This is a genomic window from Photobacterium sp. Alg240-V54, assembly GCF_900537155.1.
Lineage (GTDB): Bacteria > Pseudomonadota > Gammaproteobacteria > Enterobacterales > Vibrionaceae > Photobacterium.
The window spans coordinates 75,080-93,396 of the sequence record NZ_UNRL01000010.1; the positions used below are offsets into that span (position 1 = coordinate 75,080).

Annotated in this window: 15 protein-coding genes; 9 read left to right on the forward strand and 6 right to left on the reverse strand. The window is 38.4% G+C overall.

Features of this window, described 5'->3' with window-relative positions; all coding sequences use genetic code 11:
• Positions 1 to 56: 56 nt before the first annotated feature.
• The 3 genes from G6R09_RS17540 (at position 57) to G6R09_RS17550 (ending at position 4,572) form a co-directional block, all read left to right on the forward strand.
• On the forward strand, positions 57 to 1,745 hold the full coding sequence (locus tag G6R09_RS17540; protein WP_065168912.1) for an NAD-dependent malic enzyme: 1,689 nt from the start codon (positions 57 to 59) through the stop codon (positions 1,743 to 1,745).
• Between the two features lie 198 nt (positions 1,746 to 1,943).
• Positions 1,944 to 2,696, forward strand: a complete 753-nt coding sequence (locus G6R09_RS17545; protein ID WP_065168913.1) for a vancomycin high temperature exclusion protein — start codon at positions 1,944 to 1,946, stop codon at positions 2,694 to 2,696.
• Between the two features lie 505 nt (positions 2,697 to 3,201).
• A complete protein-coding gene (locus G6R09_RS17550) occupies positions 3,202 to 4,572 on the forward strand; it encodes a DASS family sodium-coupled anion symporter (protein ID WP_065168914.1) in 1,371 nt (456 codons plus the stop codon).
• 50 nt (positions 4,573 to 4,622) lie between these two features.
• On the opposite strand, the gene G6R09_RS17555 is transcribed toward G6R09_RS17550, so the two are convergent.
• The gene (locus G6R09_RS17555) at positions 4,623 to 5,024 is read right to left on the reverse strand and encodes a hypothetical protein (protein ID WP_065168915.1); all 402 of its coding nucleotides are present in this window, start codon (positions 5,022 to 5,024) and stop codon (positions 4,623 to 4,625) included.
• A 1,134-nt stretch (positions 5,025 to 6,158) separates the two neighbouring features.
• Here G6R09_RS17555 and G6R09_RS17560 point away from each other — a divergent pair.
• A complete protein-coding gene (locus G6R09_RS17560; RefSeq protein WP_065168916.1) occupies positions 6,159 to 7,112 on the forward strand; it encodes a TerC family protein in 954 nt (317 codons plus the stop codon).
• A 93-nt stretch (positions 7,113 to 7,205) separates the two neighbouring features.
• Here the strand turns inward: G6R09_RS17560 and G6R09_RS17565 are convergent, their stop codons facing one another.
• Positions 7,206 to 7,937 carry an HAD family hydrolase gene (locus G6R09_RS17565; protein ID WP_065168917.1) on the reverse strand — a complete coding sequence of 244 codons (732 nt, stop codon included), beginning with the start codon at positions 7,935 to 7,937 and terminating at the stop codon, positions 7,206 to 7,208.
• A gap of 148 nt (positions 7,938 to 8,085) precedes the next feature.
• Positions 8,086 to 9,864, reverse strand: coding sequence for a murein L,D-transpeptidase (locus G6R09_RS17570; protein WP_065168918.1), 1,779 nt, complete (start codon positions 9,862 to 9,864; stop codon positions 8,086 to 8,088).
• 546 nt (positions 9,865 to 10,410) lie between these two features.
• Here G6R09_RS17570 and G6R09_RS17575 point away from each other — a divergent pair.
• Together G6R09_RS17575 and G6R09_RS17580 are read left to right on the forward strand one after the other, a co-directional pair.
• Positions 10,411 to 11,943, forward strand: coding sequence for a YjjI family glycine radical enzyme (locus tag G6R09_RS17575; RefSeq protein WP_163923765.1), 1,533 nt, complete (start codon positions 10,411 to 10,413; stop codon positions 11,941 to 11,943).
• 14 nt (positions 11,944 to 11,957) lie between these two features.
• The gene (locus tag G6R09_RS17580; protein WP_065168920.1) at positions 11,958 to 12,830 is read left to right on the forward strand and encodes a YjjW family glycine radical enzyme activase; all 873 of its coding nucleotides are present in this window, start codon (positions 11,958 to 11,960) and stop codon (positions 12,828 to 12,830) included.
• Between the two features lie 68 nt (positions 12,831 to 12,898).
• Here G6R09_RS17580 and G6R09_RS17585 read toward each other — a convergent pair whose 3' ends face one another.
• Positions 12,899 to 13,846, reverse strand: a complete 948-nt coding sequence (locus tag G6R09_RS17585) for a LysR family transcriptional regulator (RefSeq protein ID WP_163923767.1) — start codon at positions 13,844 to 13,846, stop codon at positions 12,899 to 12,901.
• 89 nt (positions 13,847 to 13,935) lie between these two features.
• The gene (gene folE / locus G6R09_RS17590; protein ID WP_065168922.1) at positions 13,936 to 14,589 is read right to left on the reverse strand and encodes a GTP cyclohydrolase I FolE; all 654 of its coding nucleotides are present in this window, start codon (positions 14,587 to 14,589) and stop codon (positions 13,936 to 13,938) included.
• Between the two features lie 303 nt (positions 14,590 to 14,892).
• Here folE and moeA point away from each other — a divergent pair, with 303 nt between their 5' ends.
• The 3 genes from moeA (at position 14,893) to G6R09_RS17605 (ending at position 17,267) form a co-directional block, all read left to right on the forward strand.
• Positions 14,893 to 16,128, forward strand: a complete 1,236-nt coding sequence (gene moeA / locus G6R09_RS17595; RefSeq protein ID WP_163923770.1) for a molybdopterin molybdotransferase MoeA — start codon at positions 14,893 to 14,895, stop codon at positions 16,126 to 16,128.
• A gap of 116 nt (positions 16,129 to 16,244) precedes the next feature.
• Complete coding sequence (moeB, locus tag G6R09_RS17600; RefSeq protein ID WP_163923772.1) at positions 16,245 to 17,015, forward strand: molybdopterin-synthase adenylyltransferase MoeB; 771 nt, start codon at positions 16,245 to 16,247, stop codon at positions 17,013 to 17,015.
• Between the two features lie 18 nt (positions 17,016 to 17,033).
• A complete protein-coding gene (locus tag G6R09_RS17605; protein ID WP_065168925.1) occupies positions 17,034 to 17,267 on the forward strand; it encodes a glutaredoxin family protein in 234 nt (77 codons plus the stop codon).
• Positions 17,268 to 17,369: 102 nt separating this feature from the next.
• Here the strand turns inward: G6R09_RS17605 and G6R09_RS17610 are convergent, their stop codons facing one another.
• Positions 17,370 to 18,212, reverse strand: coding sequence for a S1 RNA-binding domain-containing protein (locus G6R09_RS17610; RefSeq protein WP_065168926.1), 843 nt, complete (start codon positions 18,210 to 18,212; stop codon positions 17,370 to 17,372).
• Positions 18,213 to 18,317 lie beyond the last annotated feature (105 nt).

The window sequence follows — 18,317 nt, forward strand, 5'->3', positions numbered from 1 at the left end:
AGCACCATTGAAATCATCGTTCCTTTTTCTGGCTTAATCGCAACAGAGTTTACTGTATGAACAATAATAAAAGACCTCTATATATTCCTTACGCCGGCCCAATACTTCTTGAGACGCCATTACTTAACAAAGGCAGCGCATTCTCTGTTGAAGAGCGTATGTTCTTCAATCTAGAAGGTCTTCTACCTGAAGCCATCGAATCAATCGAAGAACAAACTGATCGTGCTTATCAGCAATACCAAAAATTCGATAATGATATGGATCGCCATATCTATTTACGTAATATTCAAGATACTAACGAAACACTTTTCTACCGTTTAGTTGAAAATCATATCACCGAAATGATGCCAATTATTTACACGCCAACGGTGGGCTCTGCATGTGAAGATTTCTCCAATATCTACCGTCGTGGACGCGGTCTATTTATTTCATACCCAAATCGTGACCGCATTGAAGACATGCTCAATAACGCATCACGTCAAAATGTAAAAGTAATCGTTGTTACCGATGGTGAACGTATTCTTGGTTTAGGCGACCAAGGTATCGGTGGCATGGGTATTCCTATTGGTAAACTATCTCTTTACACTGCGTGTGGTGGCATTAGTCCTGCTTACACCTTGCCAGTCGTACTTGATGTAGGTACTAATAACCCACAACGTTTATCTGATCCTATGTATATGGGTTGGCGTCATACCCGTATAACGGGTAGCGAATATGACAACTTTGTCGATGACTTTATTCAAGCAGTTAAGCACCGTTGGCCTGAAGCATTAATTCAATTTGAAGATTTTGCTCAAAAAAATGCGATGCCGTTGCTTGAGCGTTATAAAGATAAAGTATGTTGCTTTAACGATGATATTCAAGGTACTGCTGCTGTCACTGTTGGTTCACTATTAGCAGCATGTAAAGCCGCTGGTACCAAACTATCAGATCAACGTGTCACTTTCTTAGGTGCCGGCTCTGCGGGCTGTGGTATTGCAGAAGCGATTATTGCGCAAATGGTTGCAGATGGTATTACTGATGCACAAGCACGTAGCCAAGTATTTATGGTGGATCGTTGGGGCTTGTTAGTTGAAAACATGCCAAATCTACTCAACTTCCAACAAGCACTAGTACAGAAAAACACCAACATTCAAGATTGGGAGTTGCTAGATAATAACATCTCGTTATTGGATGTTATGCGTAACGCTAAACCTACGGTATTAATTGGTGTTTCTGGTGTACCTGGATTGTTCAGTGAAGAAGTGATCCGTGAAATGTACGCTCACTGTCCTCGCCCGATTATCTTTCCATTATCAAACCCAACCAGTCGTGTCGAAGCAACACCGTTTGATTTGATTCACTGGACAGAAGGCAATGCATTGGTTGCAACAGGTTCACCCTTTGATCCTGTTGTTTACGAAGGTAAAACTTACCCAATCGTACAGTGTAACAATAGCTATATTTTCCCAGGTATTGGTCTGGGTGTGCTTGCAGTTAATGCTCGCCGTGTAACCAATGAAATGTTGATGGAAAGTAGCCGTGCTTTAGCTGAATGCTCACCATTAGCGATTCATGGTGAAGGTCCGCTATTACCAGGTCTTGAAGAGATTCAAAAAGTATCACGTAAAATTGCTTTTGCGGTTGCTAAAAAAGCGGTTGAACAGCACAAAGCACCAAAGAATTCTGATGAGCGTATTCGCGAGAAAATCGATGCTAATTTCTGGCAATCGGAATACCGTCGTTACAAACGTACTTCATTCTAAATTCAACAACCATTAATCTCTAATTCGAAGCGTTCAATAACGCTTCGAATTTTTATTTAAAGCGTTTAAATGCATGAACTTGTGCACAAAAACCACAAACTCTCTCAATTAGTGCTGCTGTTTTCTCTTTTTTGAACAATAATATATTTTATTAAGGTAAGATATTAATAAAGCATTATATTTTTAGTTTGGATAATTATGAAACTGCTCAACATTATTCGCATTACTGCAGTTCTCTTTATCATTTTTGTAGCCTCATTATTATTAATTGACCGTTGGGTTTCTGCACAAACAGAAAACCGTATTTATCACGATCCAGCAAAACTACCATCGTATAATGTCGGCTTAGTATTAGGGACCAGCAAATACATCGCAAAAACACTCAATCCTTATTATACCTACCGCATGTCTGCTGCTATTGATCTTTATAAAAAACATAAGATTGATGTTTTTTTAGTCAGTGGCGATAATGCTCACCGTTCATATAATGAACCTCGAACTATGAAACGTGATTTATTAAAAGCGGGCGTACCTAGTAATGAAATAGTATTAGATTATGCAGGCTTTCGTACTCTCGATTCTGTCGTACGAGCAAAAGAAGTCTTTGACGCTGATCGTTTTGTTATTATTACCCAACAGTTTCATTGTGAACGGGCACTTTTTATTGCTGATCATTACAACATTAATGCTGTCTGCTTAGCCGTTAAAGAACCCCATCGTGGTATGGCAAGTTTTAAAATTCGTGTACGAGAAGTCTTTGCCCGCGTTAAAGCAATGATGGATTTGTTTATATTGCATGTACAACCTAAGTTTTTAGGACCCAAAGAGCCTATTCTTGATCCGATAATAAAAACGCAACCAGCAGTTATCCCCACCAAGCCAAATAACAATGCTGCAATCGAAACCGCACCACCATCGGCAGCAATTACAACTCAACCTAGCAATGATTAAGCACTAAAACGAAAAAAGCCAATCGCTTTATTAAACGATTGGCTTTATCAGTTAATCTCAAAAAATATGACTAACTGTGTTTTTTATGGTTCATGTCACTCAGCACCCGTTTACGTACTGCCTGTAAATGCTCTTGCGCTTCTTTATGAATTTTTTTAGTTAAACACAATTTTTTTTCTTTCATTATTAACTAGCCATTGTCCGTAATGTATAAGCATCAAGTTGCAATTAATAATTTTACCATAAACAAAAATCATCTGCACTGACTATTATTTATAAAATTATATAGTGCAAAAATCCTATGTAGTTGAAATAATATGCTAGATAAAATTACACCCACTAAAAATTTACACCAAGATCACAATAACCACAAAAAACAAACAACCACTGTTTTATTTATATAACTCCGTCACATAAAAGATACCACTACACGACGTATTATCACTTCCGCTTATTAAAGCTAATTATAAAAATAATGTCGCCTCAATATATGGAAGATTCACCTATGACAACCCTCACGCTTACGCTCAAACACTGGTTATTCAATAGAAATAGCCTGATCCTTATCGGCAATTGTTTAATGATGCTCATTCTACTCAATACATTACCCTTTGAACGTAATGTGGTTATTGGATTAAGTATTCTCTTTTTCGTTGCTGTTATGTGGTTAACTGAAGCTATTCACGTAAGTATTACCGCCTTACTTGTGCCTTTATTTGCGGTTGGATTTGGCGTTTTTGATACTTCTAAAGCGCTAGCCAGTTTTTCAAATCCAATTATCTTTTTATTTCTAGGTGGATTTGCACTTGCTGCTGCGCTACATAAACAGCAACTTGACCAAGTTATTGCTGACAAAGTGCTTATAGCGGCAAAAGGAAGAATGTCAGTTGCGGTATTTATGCTATTTGGTGTCACTGCTGGATTATCAATGTGGATCAGCAACACGGCAACCACAGCGATGATGTTGCCACTTGTGCTTGGTGTCCTCAGTAAAGTGAATACCAAAAGTGGCCATAAAACTTACGTCTTTGTTCTGCTTGGTACTGCCTATTGCGCTAGTATTGGCGGTATTGCAACAATTGTTGGTAGCCCACCAAATGCCATTGCTGCAGCAGAAGTTGGATTAAGTTTTACCGAATGGATGGCCTTTGGCGTTCCGGTTACTATTATCCTCTTACCTCTTACCGTTGCATTATTGTATATCACCTTAAAGCCCGATCTTAATCATCAATTTGAGCTTGATCACTCACCTATTCAATGGAGCAACGGTAAATTAATTACCATGGCAATTTTTTTAATCACTGTTACTTTATGGATTTTCAGTAATCCAATTAATGCGCTATTAGGTGGTTTTTCTAAGTTTGATACTTTAGTTGCCCTCAGCGCAATCATAATGCTTGCAGTGTCACGCGTGGTTGAATGGAAAGATATTAAAAACTCAACTGATTGGGGAGTGTTGTTACTTTTTGGCGGTGGTATTTGCTTAAGTAATATCCTTAAAGCCACAGGCACGAGCGTTTTTCTCGCTAACGAACTCAGTAATATGTTACAGCAAGCAGGTCTTTTACTCACCATACTAGCCGTTGCTATTTTTGTGGTCTTTCTGACAGAATTTGCGAGTAATACTGCCAGTGCTGCCTTGTTAGTCCCTGTATTTGCAACTGTCGCTGAAGCACTTGGTGTATCACCTGTTGTATTATCGGCGTTAATTGCAATTAGTGCGTCTTGTGCATTCATGTTACCTGTAGCTACACCACCAAACGCAATTGTCTTTAGTACTGGTTTTATAAAACAAAGTGAGATGATGCGAGTCGGATTTTATTTAAATATTGTTTGTATTATCTTTTTAACTATTTTTACATGGTTATTCTGGTAATTATCAATCCATAAAAAAGGTGACGATAATCGTCACCTTTTAATATTTAATTACTTTTCATCTAAAACAAACAGCAATTGTTCAGTATTCCCTTGAACAAATTCAATGGTACTACCTATTTTATTATGTAGTTCATCTAGTTGGCGCTCTTCAAGAGAATATGGAAGATAAACAATAAGTTGTTTTATGCCTTCTTGTTTAGCTAAATATAACAATCGAATTAAATTCCTTGTATCACTCGCATTGCTTGTTAATACTTTTAATGCTTTTTTTTCTAATCGCTCAGAACAAGAGAACTGATTTCTCGTACTTTTTATCGTTACTTCAAAAGATGGTACTAAATATTTCAGAGCATCTATAAATGACAAACGTTGCTGACATGATTTAGACAAAAATTTTGTATAATCAAAAACAACAGCATTCTCTGCAACGTTATCAATTACTGTTTCCATAGCTATCCTTAGTCAGAAACATAATATTTATTCTATATAATAAGACTCTCGTTAGTTGAGCTAACGAATGTAGTTACTATACGTCTATATTAATTTTAATTGTACACATGCCAATTAAAACATGTGATACAAGTCACATTCAAACTATAGATAGTTAACCAAAAAACACCATCAAAACAATTATTTAACACATGTAAAACATTCAATGCTCTTTAACAAAGATATAATCTATACGATCACTGATTACTCGCAAAAAATAGCTAGTAGCAATTATTCACCTTAACTTCAGCTGTACATTACCATTAAACCTACCTTTATCCTTTTGCTAAACGCACGCTAATTGCGTCAGTAACGACGAGGAAATTAGCGACTGTATCAACCATATAATCCACTATATAGTCACAGAAATGCCATTGTTGCTGTCTCACAGAACCAGAATCGTGTGAATATTTTTTTGATACTCTGACGTTTCCACTAATCCCCCCTTATGATGGTATAGACCAAAACAGGGTGTCTCGAACCGCTCTCAGATGAACAATAAGTGACCGTACCGGCGTTGAAATAGGAACTTCATTTTTGAACATATTGTCAGCGAACTAAGCTGTCTATTTCACACAAATAAAATAATTAAACGGTCTTTTATTCATCAAATTTGCAACCAATCGTCCCAAATTAACGCTATTTAAGATATTGAATCAAATTAACCTCAAAAACGACTGGTAACTTACTGCTTACAAGTCTAAAATTGCCGCGTTTGGGGAGTAGTCACAATTGTTCGCCTGTCGTCATCTCGAAGCCACAAGCTTCCGGCAGCCGTGAATGGATTTGCTAATAGTTATTGTTGTCGCTCATCGACAACAATAACTATTAGCACCATTTTGACGAGACCAATGCCATTATCGTTTACATCAACATGTAATCGAACCGACGCAATCTAATTGCGTGGGTTTTTTTTAATGCGCGGAAGGTTTTGTTTAGGCTCGCCTATGGCATACCTTTCGTATTTTATTCTTCGTAATAACTTTTTGTTATGAAACTTGTTTTTATTTTGTGATTTTATAAATATTCGAAATAAACAACAACATTAATAACAATAATTTATCGCGTTAGATATTTATATAAAGAGAGAACTCTATGAGTATTTTTAGTTATGAAGGGTTTGCTGTATTAACAGTATTAATGCTTGCACTCGATTTGTACCAAACACGTGGTGGTAAAATATCGATTAAAACAGCTGCACTTTGGAGTGTTTTTTGGGTCTTTTTAGCCTTTGTTTTTATGGGCTTTATTTACCTATATTGGCCACAAATGGCACCTGAAAGCACATATACTAATAAACAAGCTGCAACATCATTTATCACTGGTTACTTATTAGAAAAATCTCTTAGTGTTGATAACTTATTCGTGTTTGCACTTATTTTTGGTCAATTTGCAGTACCAGAACGATTACGTCCTCGTATTTTAATGCTGGGTATTGTGGGTGCGCTTATCTTACGTGCCGGTATGATTGGGGTTGGCGCTAAGCTCTTAGCTGACTACCACTGGATCCTTTACATCTTTGCTGTTTTCTTACTTTACACAGGCTTCAAGCTTTGGCGTGAAGGTGAAGAAGAACAAGAAGACTTCTCAAATTCAGCTCCTGTTCGTCTCGTTAAACGCTTCTTTAGAGTTACAGACGATTACCATGACCATAAAATGTTTGTCAAAGATGACAAAGGTTGGCTGGCAACACCGTTATTAGTCGTTGTGTCTGTTATCGCCTTAACCGATGTCATGTTTGCACTTGATTCAATTCCAGCTATTTTCGCCGTTACTCAAGAAGCATTCTTAGTCTTTACCGCTAACGTATTTGCCCTACTTGGCTTACGTTCACTGTATTTCGTATTAGAAGGTATGCTAACCCGTTTCTGTTACTTACGAGTTGCTTTAGCCTTTATTCTAAGCTTCATTGGTATCAAAATGTTACTTGTTGGTTCACCTTATGCGATTCCAACCGTAATTTCACTGGGTGTGATTATTCTTTCTATCACTATCGCTATCAGTGCATCGTTATGGAAAACTCGTAAAATAGAAACAACACAACAATAAGTTAACGTCACAACACATACAATAAAAACGCCACAGCTTTTGCTGTGGCGTTTTTGTTTTATCGGTATCAATAATGGCACTTAACCAGCAATATTAACCAATGTGCTGTTTAATTATATCTAACAACTGTTGTGGCTGTTGCACAATGTAGGTTGGTGTGATCAATGACAGCTTATCGTGATCACTCGCTTTACCGGTATCAACCCATACACTCGCAATGCCCGCACCATTAGCTCCTGCAATATCGGCGGCCAATGAATCTCCCATATGGATCACTTCACTAGGCTGACAACCCACTAACTTTAGTGCTTTTTGGAAAATGCTTAGTGCGGGTTTTTCTTCAGGTTCTTCTCCGCCCACAATAATATAATCAACATACTCAGCCATTGCTGTCGCAGCCAGTTTAGGGTGCTGTGAAAACACTGGACCATTAGTGATCACCACCAACTTATACTGCTGACGTAAAGAAACTAACATCGCTTTTACGTGTGGAAAAAAATCAAACCCGGCCATGCGACCATCATCAAATGAAGCTTGAATAATAGCAGCCTGATCAAAAGTAATAGTGAGTTGTTGTTGAGCAAATAAAGTTTGAACTAATGTTTGTCGAAACAGCAATTCATTGTCTAATAATGCCACTAACTGTGGAAATTCATCATTAAGCTGTTTATAAATCCCGGCAATATAACGTTGGCAAAAAGTATCTGCATTTAAGGTTGGAAACTGCGATTGAACATAATGTTTTAAAGTGGCCAACGCTTGTTTGTCAGCAACCGACGTTGCACATAAGGTTTCATCCATATCTAAAAAAATAGCTTTTAACATTACTTCCTCGTTGTGTCATACGATGACACTCTAACTGTATTGATTCCAAAACAATTATTAAATTCTACCTTGAGCTACGACATTTAGCACACAAAAAAGCCAGCATCTCTGTGCTGGCTTTAATAAATATTATGCAGTCGATAATATTTTAGCGCTTAACAAAATCTTTCATGGTAATGAATTTTGTTTTAATTGGCTTTGCTTGCGGTGAGTCATAACCATAAATATCATCACGCATTTGTAGGTTACCGTTTTGATCAACCCATGCAGTTAAGTAAACAAAGTCAACATCAATACGTTTTGAAAGACTAACAACTTTGTTCTTTTGGGTATCAAGCATGGCTTTAAAAGAAGCAATATTATTACGTTTTTGATAGTCAATAACATAATTAGCTAAATCATCAGCGCGTTCAACACGCACACAACCAGAACTTAAGTCGCGTTTATTACGATTAAACAAACCACGAGATGGTGTGTCATGTAAGAAAATAGCGTAATCATTTGGCATCAAGAATTTAACACGTCCTAATGAATTACGAGGACCAGGGCCTTGCTGAAACTCATGTGGGAATGTCTTTGGATTCACTGTTGCCCAATCAATACTGCTTGGCGCTACAACAGTACGATCTCGCCAGCTATTTAAAATCTGCATGTTATGAGCTTTCAAGTAATCACGAGAAAGTTTCACTTTTGGAATCACATCATGCTGCTTAATCGTAACAGGAACATTCCAATATGGATTAACGACCATTGTTGTAATCGATGATGAGAATAGGTTTGTTGGGCGCGTATCACGGCCGACAATTACCTTAGACTCAAACATTTTTTGACCATTATCGTAGAGCTCTAACTTATAGTTAGGAATGTTTACCCAGATATGAGCACGAGTATCATTATGACGATTTAATGCCGACATACGTAGCGTGTTTAGTGCTAATAAGCGAGCAATGTCACTGTATGGTATTACTAATTGCTTAATTGTCGCCGGACCAACAATACCATCAGGCGTTAACCCATGGCGTTTTTGGAATAACTTAATACTCGCTAACAATACACCTGAGTTTGTCACTGTTGGTTGTACTGATAATACATCATGATCTGCTTGGCTTAGATCACCTAAATGGTAAAGTACCTGCACCATTTCATGACCATTTGGTAACACATCACCCGGACGATAAACTGTTGACTTAAAGCTGGTACGAGTTAAATGATGAGGAGCCAATTGTTGGTACTTCTCAATCATTTTCATGGTTGATTCAAATGGAATATAAGTAGGACGGTATGTTGTAAGCTTCGCTATTGTCATTGGATATGCTTCTTCATCGCTGCCATACTGAACCATTACTTGGCTCATATTTAAAGGCTGAGATAAGAATAAAACATTACGATGATGAGCAATATAATTTAAAAATGCGCGATAAACATAATAAGTATCAGTTGCTAAAAGGTCATAACCACGCAGATTACCTTGTTGCTCAAGTTTATTCAGTTCAGTTAAACGTTGGCTGATACCTGGCAGCATTTTACTATCCGCGACCATTTGCAACTGTGCTGTCAACTCTTTACGTAATGCAACAGTATTCCACAGTGGGTAAAACTTATTTTGTGTATAAGCTTGTTCTATTTGTGGTGCAAAACATACATTACTTGCGGTGTTACCACACAACATTTTCGTACTAAGTAAATGTTGATTATTCAATGACGACCAATCAACACTGCCAGCGGTTAACGGTGCTTTTCGTGTACCTATTGGAGCTTGAGGTAACACAGTATTTGGACCAACAATTTGCACTGTATTGGCTGCAGCTGCAACATTGTGTGGAACAGCAGGGCTCGCTTCAGCAGCAAAAACACTACCGGGAACCATCAGCGATAAAACTAAAAGCTTGCTAACACGCTTAGCAACAACACGTTGAGGATTTAACATCGTCAAAGCGATCCTTACCTATGTAATAAAACAAAATACACTATACCTAGCATTACAGCCTATCTTATTTGATATGCAATGACGGTAATTCATAAAAACTAACTGTCTATATTTAGACAAATTTTAACAAATGATACAATTCAAAAAATGAAACTTTAAAAATTAATTATGCCATATCATGATTTTTTATCTTTAAAAGTAACAATAAACACCTTCAATACATTGATATTATTATAAATTAATTATATTTAAAACCTAAAAAAACATTCTTTTATTAAAAATAAAATCAATGTGAAAAAGAAGAAATATCTCACGATTACACTCTTGATTGTTCATTATTTATGCTTCTTTAAGGTGAGCTTGAGACTCCATTTACTTTCCACCTTTATTGTACTCCTTACTTTTTCATATCAAATAGCTTTTAGCTGCATGAATCAATGGATTTCCATTTTGGAAAAGTATTATTCTTTCTTTTTCACTTCTGGAAAAACACATTATCCGTTAGATTAGCCGCACAAAACCTATGGATATAAGAAGAACATAGCAATGACACTACAAACGAAAATTAAAAATATCATTACTGATCCAACATTAAGTGCCAAGCAGAAAACATTGTTCCTGTCATTGGAATCAGAAGCTATCGTAGACTACATGCCAATTTCTGCTGACGTTTCAGCAGCAAAAGATGCTGGTATTATTTGTGATATGTTTGAAGGTAATGCCCCTTTTAAACCTCGTTATGTTCTTCCTGATTACGCTAAATTTTTACAACAAGGCTCTGAATACTTAGAGCTAGAAGCTGCAACGAATTTAGATGAAGCAATTAATCTATTGACGATCATTTATCATCACGTACCGTCAGTTACTAATATTCCAGTTTACCTTGGTCAACTTGACCAAATCTTACTGCCATTTGTTAGCGATATAAGTGACGAAGTGCTATATCGTAAGCTGAAAAATTTCTGGATCATGCTTGACCGCACCCTGCCAGATGCCTTTATGCACGTCAATATTGGTCCAACAGATAACATCGTCTGTCGTATGATTTTAACCATAGATGCAGAGATTAAACAAGTTGCACCCAATTTGACATTTATGTACGACCCACAAATCACACCAGAAAGCTTATTACAGCAAGCGTGTAACAATATTTGTGAATGTAGCAAGCCACACATTGCTAACTATCCAATGTTCGCTGACGCATTTGGTGAACCTGGTTTTGGTATCGTAAGTTGCTATAACTCATTACCCGTCGCTGGTGGTGCTAACACATTAGTACGTATGAACTTAAAAGAAGTCGCACTACGTAGTAATAGTGTTGAAGAGTTCCTAACCACTACCCTGCCACATTACAGTGAGCTAATGTTTGAACTGATTGAAGCACGTTCGGCTTTCTTGCATGAAGAATCAAACTTCTTTAATGGTTTCTTAACCACAGAAGGCTTGATCAATGAAGACCGTTTTGCCCCTATGTTTGGTATTTTCGGTATGGCTGAAGCCGTAAACATTCTGATGGAAAAATCAGGTTCAACGGCTAAGTATGGTCACAACGAAGCAGCGAATGTTATCGCACTGAAAATCAGTGAAAAATTAAATGAAATCGTCACCACAACACCAGTAAAACACGGTTTAAATGGTCGTGCTCTATTGCACTCACAAGGTGGAATTAGTTGTGACCATGAAGTTACACCGGGTATTCGTATTCCTTATGGTACCGAACCCGATCCAGTGGTTCACATTAAAGCACTGGCTGCGCACCATCAATACTATACCTCAGGTATCAGTGAAATTTTGACTATCGAAGAAACAATTAAGAACAATCCACTGGCATTAATGCAACTATGTAAAGGCGCACTGGCTCTAGGATTCCGTGAATTTACCGCCAACGTTGCCAGCAATGATCTTGTCCGTGTAACAGGTTACATGGTGAAGTTATCTGATATTTCAAAATTTAAAGAGCAAGGTTCACGCACAAATACAACCTGGTTAGGTACCGAGGCTTCTGAAAATACCCGTATTTTAGAGCGTCAACCACGTGTTGTTAGTCGTGAAATGTCACCCGTTTATTCAGCTAAATAAAAGATACCAATAGTATGATCTCAGCCACAGTCAGCAAAATATTGAATTACTCATGTGTTGATGGCCCAGGCAATCGTATGGTGCTGTTTTTGCAGGGGTGTAACTACCGCTGCAAAAACTGTCATAACCCGCAAACAATTGATATGTGTAATCAATGTGGTGATTGCGTACCAAGTTGTCCAACCCAATCGCTACAACTTACAACACAAAACAATAAACCGTTTGTGGTATGGAATATGTCGAGCTGCACTGAGTGTGATGGTTGTTTAAGCGCATGTAATAAGCAATCAACCCCGAAAACACAACAGTTAACGGTAGCTGATACTCTGGCCTTAATCAGAGATAATTTATTTTTTATTAATGGTATAACGGTAACAGGTGGTGAGGCAACACTACAATTACCGTATATTATCGCGCTATTTAAAGCCATCAAGTCCGATGCTACTTTGCAACATCTGAGCTGTATGATCGACAGTAATGGCAGTTTAAGCATCACTGGTTGGCAAATGGTCTTACCCTATCTTGATGGCGCAATGATTGATTTAAAGGCGTGGAATAACACCACACATCGCTGGTTAACTGGCCGTGAAAATGATCGTGTTTTAGCCACTATTGATTGGTTAAGTCAGCATCAAAAACTATACGAAGTCCGTTTATTACAGATCCCCGGGATCACCGATTATGAGCAATATATCGATGCTATCGCAGCTTATTTATTCGCGTTAGATAGTAATGTACGTATTAAGCTCAATGCTTTTCAGCATCATGGAGTTACCGGTGAGTCACTTAACTGGACTACGTGCAAAAAAGATGACATTGAAGCATTAGCCGCGTTATTGACTGCGCGTAATGTCACTAATTTAGTCTTGCCTAGTGTGTATGTGTAATAGTATTAGAAAATATCGTCAGTGGTGATCATCAGATCAGCACTGACTTTTTTCGTTTAATATTGTCGCTACAATGTTTCTTTATTAGCCTGACCGATTGTGTGGCCTACGGTGATAATTTGTTGATACAACCATCGTAACGCAGGATCATTCATGCTTGGTTGATACCACACTAAGCTATAACCCACTTGACCATAATTAAATGGCAATTCTTTCATGGTGAGTGATTGTGCTTGCGCTGCCACTTCGGCCCATTTCTTTGAGCAAGTAAACAATAACTCAGTATTTTTGCACAGTGTTGCTGCGACACCAAAATCAGCCACATTAACCATAACTTTACGTTTGCGGTGTTGTTGTGCGAGCTGCATTTCAAAAAATGGCACACTAAGATCATTATCGACAATACCAATATGATCGTAGTGTAAATAATCATCAATCGTCAGTGATTGCGTCGCAAGTGGGTGTTGATGTGACATTAAACACACCATTTCATCTGTAAAGAGATTTTCCCACACTAAGTTGTTATCAATGTTCGGTGGTTGGCTAAGATCATGCGGCAAAATAATAAAATCCAACACCCCTTTCGCTAATCCACCAACACCAATATTATCTTTAGACCAAATATCTAACCGAATATTTGGTGCCTGTTTCAGTACATGTTCACACAAAGGCGCGGCGATTAATTCAAACGTACTTTCGCGCATCGACAGTGAAAAGCTACCGGCATAATTGGCAACATCAAATTCTTCTTGAGTCATGATCTGATTCATATCGCTGATCATCTGATGCACTGTCGGCCCTAAACGGCGCGCTAATGGTGTCGACACCAAGCGATTACCATGACGATAAAACAGCTCATCATTTAGTGTGTCTCGAAGCTGACTCAAGGTTTTACTGACCGATGATGGACTAACACACAGCCGTTGAGCGCAGTCTGTCACGCTCAGAGTATCTAACATCACATGCAAGGTAATAAGGTGCTTCATGCTAATGCGAGAAAGCCTAATTAAATCCATCTATTATCTCTTGAATATAAATAAAAAATGCCAGCCAATAATCTATTGGCAGGCATTTATAGAACATCAATTATGGTAGTGATTAACGCTTAACGAATACCATTAAAAAACTCGGCACGAGTAGCTGGATTACGTTTAAAAATACCACCTAATGCGGTTGTTGTAGTCACACTGGTTGCATCCATTACACCACGAGATTTAACGCAGTAATGGGTTGCATCAATAGTAACGGCAACATCTTCACTTTCAAGTAGTGTTTGTAATGCCACTAATACTTGCTGAGTTAAACGTTCCTGCACCTGTGGGCGCTGAGAAAAGAAACGGACAATACGATTAATTTTAGATAAACCAATAATTTTTCCACGCGGAATATAGGCAATTGTTGCTTGACCATCAATCGTCACCAAGTGGTGCTCACAGGTACTGGTTAAAGTAATGTCTTTTACTCGTACCATTTCATCACAGTTCATTTTATTTTCAATCACTGTGATTTTAGGAAAATTGGTGTAATCCAAACCTGAAAAAATTTCATCGACATACATTTTTGCAATACGGTGTGGTGTTTCAACCAAACTATCATCGGTAAGATCTAATGCTAATAGCGATAACACCTCACGCATATGGTATTCAATTTTCTCTTTCTTTTCTTCGCGACTGACTACATCAGCTGTCATCGGGGTTTCTAGACCACGGGCGGCTAAGGCGTCACGTACTTGTATTGCAGATACACTTAATGCTGTCATCTCTTCCTCCAGCTGACCTAGGTAGAATAAAAAAGACATACCCTTCTGACCTTGCCAGCGCTAAAATCCTTAGCAGAATACCCCCAAATGAGAATAATTTCACCACCAAATTTCTTATGGTTACGTACATCAAGTGTATTTTAGTATATTCAATCTCTTACTGCGGTAGTCAATAAAGGGTAAACTACCTATTAACTAGCGTTCTGAACAATACTTAGTAAAAATCTGTAGCAAGATAACCTCAACTGAGAATTTTTCAGACCTGCTCACATCATTATCATTACTAAATAAATGGATTCGATTATGGGATGCTGCGACGTACCAGGTTTAATGACCGTTGAAACTGCGTTAAATAACATTATGACTCAGGTTTCACCATTAACAACAATCACCACGGTAGCATTAACTGAAGCTATGGGCATGGTGCTTGCGGAAGACATTCTTTCTCCAATTAATGTGCCACCTTTTGCTAATTCGGCAATGGATGGCTACGCCCTTCGCGCCGCTGATCTTGAACATACCAATACTTTAACGATGGTTGGTAAATCTTTTGCGGGTATTCCTTTTACGGGGACATGTGAAGCTGGGCAATGTGTTCGAATTATGACTGGTGCTGAAATTCCAGCGGGTGCTGATGTTGTTATCATGCAAGAAGAAGCACAGGTTGATGGCGATAACATTCAATTTAATATCAAGCCTAAAGCCAATGATAACATTCGCCCTATTGGCGACGATATGCATTGCGGTGAAACCGTTTTAGTTAAAGGTACCCGTTTAACAGCACGTGAAATGCCATTACTTGCATCATTAGGTATTGCTGCTTTTGCAGTATACCGTCGTCCTAAAGTAGCCTTTTTCTCAACGGGTGATGAGTTACGTCCTGTTGGTGAAGCACTTGCAGCAGGTCAAATTTACGATAGTAATCGTTATGGCATCAAAGCGTTATTAGAGAAATTTGGCTGTGATGTATTAGATCTTGGTATTATCCCAGATTGCCCAGAGAAACTTCGCCAAGCATTCCTTACCGCATCAACAGATGCTGATGTTGTGATCACATCTGGCGGTGTAAGTGTCGGTGAAGCTGACTACACCAAAGATATTTTAGACCAAGAAGGTCAAATCGGTTTTTGGAAAATCGCCATGAAACCGGGTAAGCCATTTGCTTTTGGTACGATCAATAATGCTTGGTTCTGTGGACTTCCTGGCAACCCTGTCTCTGCAATGCTAACCCTGTACCAATTAGTGCAACCGATGTTAGCTAAACTAGCAGGCCATAGCCAATACCAACCACCAGTGCGTTTACAAGCTAAAGCAACGTCAATGTTTAAGAAGCGCCCAGGCCGTACTGACTTCCAACGTGGTATCTATAGCATTAACTGCGATGGCCAATTTGAAGTTGCAACAACCGGCAATCAAGGCTCTGGTGCATTCAGCTCAATGCACCACGCTAACTGCTTTGTGGTATTAGAACAAGATCGTGGCCGTGTTGAGGCGGGTGAATTAGTCACCATTGAAATGTTTAACCACACTATGTACTAATTGGTTCGCGATGCATTAACTTGCCAACCCGTAAATAGCAGTTAATGCATCAACAACTAGGTGTAATCTCAAAGAACGTACGCTCGAATAAATAGTTAATAACGGTAATTTCACTTATGACAATAGAACAACATGCCAATGCTGAATTATCAGATCAAGAAATGCTGCGCTATAACCGTCAAATTATTCTGCGCCAATTTGATTTCGAAGGCCAAGAAGCATTAAAAGCCTCGTCGATGTTAATTTTAGGTGCTGGTGGTTTAGGCTGTGCTTCATCACAATACCTTGCCGCCGCTGGCGTGGGAAAAATCACCCTGATTGATGATGATAAGGTTGAAGTTTCTAACTTACAACGTCAGATATTACATACTGATGCGACTGTTGGCATGCTCAAAGTTGAATCGGCTAAACAAGCGTTAACGGCTATCAACCCTTATTTAACCGTTGAAACCATCGCCAAACGTTTAACCGATGACGAGTTATTACCACTGATTGAACAACACAGTTTAGTGTTGGATTGTTGTGATAACGTTGATACACGTAACCAACTTAACCGCTTATGCTTTGCCACTAAAACCCCGCTTATTTCTGGGGCTGCTATTCGTATGGAAGGTCAAATAAGTGTTTATAGCTATCGCGATGGTGAGCCTTGCTACCAATGCTTGAGCGCTCTCTTTGGTCAACAAACATTAACCTGTGTTGAAGCCGGTATCATGTCGCCTGTGGTAGGTATTGTGGGTGCAGTACAAGCAATGGAAGCGATTAAAGTGGCAACCAATGTCGGTACGCCATTAACAAGCAAGATCTTAATGTTAGATGCAATGAGTATGAACTGGCGTGAAATGAAATTGATGCAGCAGCCAAACTGTTCTGTATGTAGTAAATAGCGTAGCGAATTAATTATTATGAAACGTATTACTCTGTTTACTCAAAAAAACTGTGCTCATTGTAAAGATGCGCAGCAGTACATGAAAACCAAAAATTATCCTTTTCGTTTAGTCGATGTCGCAACACCACAAGGTAGAAAAGAATTAAGCCGTACCGGCGCCCGCTCTGTCCCCGTTATAAAAATTGGAGATAGCGTATTAATGGGCTGGAATATGAAAAAATTCGAACAGCTACTCCATCAAAAAGACTAATAAACCACAGCTAAAGACATAAAAAAACCGACATCCTTAACTATTTCTAGTGGTATGTCGGTTTTTATTATTGTCACTAATAGCAATCAATGCCAGTAATGATTAATCGTTATCGTTAAGACGAATACCGTCTTTTTCAATCACAATTAAGCCTTTCTTATACAGACCACCAATCGTTTTCTTAAACGTTGCTTTACTGGTACGGAAAACACGGAAGATCTCATCAGGGCTTGATTTATCACTTACCGGAATAAAGCCACCTTTGATTTCTAGCGATGTTAGGATCTTATCCGCTAGATCATCAACTTTACCTAAACCTACTTTTTGTAGTGATAGGTTAATTTTGCCATCTGGACGAATTTCTTGAACGTAGGCTTTTAGTTGCTTACCAATAAACAGCTTACCAAACGCTTCTGTTTTAAAGAATAAACCCCAATGTTCGCCATTGATAACCGCTTTATAGCCAAGCTCGGTTGTTTCAGCAATAACCACTTGCACTTCTTGACCTACTTTGTAGTTTGCCGGTGTTTTATCAAGGAAACGGTTAAACTTAGTCGAGCCAACAATACGACCAGATGCACGATCCGTGTAAACACGAACCATCACTTCTTCGCCTTCTTCTAAACGACGACGTTGCTCGCTAAATGGAATAAGGAGATCTTTACGTAAACCCCAGTCAGCAAATGCACCAATGGTAGTCGCGCCAACAATACGCAGTTTAGCAAAACCACCCACTTCAACTAAAGGTTCATCAGTGGTTGCAATCACTTCATCTTCAGAATCGAAGTAAATGAAAACTTTAAGCTTGTCGCCGAGCTTAGTACCTGCTGGCACAGTGTTCTTTGGTAACAAGATATTACCAAAATCATCACCGCCATTAAGAAACACGCCAAAATCTACCAGCTTGATAACTTCTAGTGTGTTGTATTGTCCAATTTTAATCATGTATCAGGTACTCTCTATATAGGCAACAACACGCTTATAGTGCAGTTGGTTCAATATCTTTATCAATCAATTTATTAGCAGCAATTATTAATGACTATCGCTAGC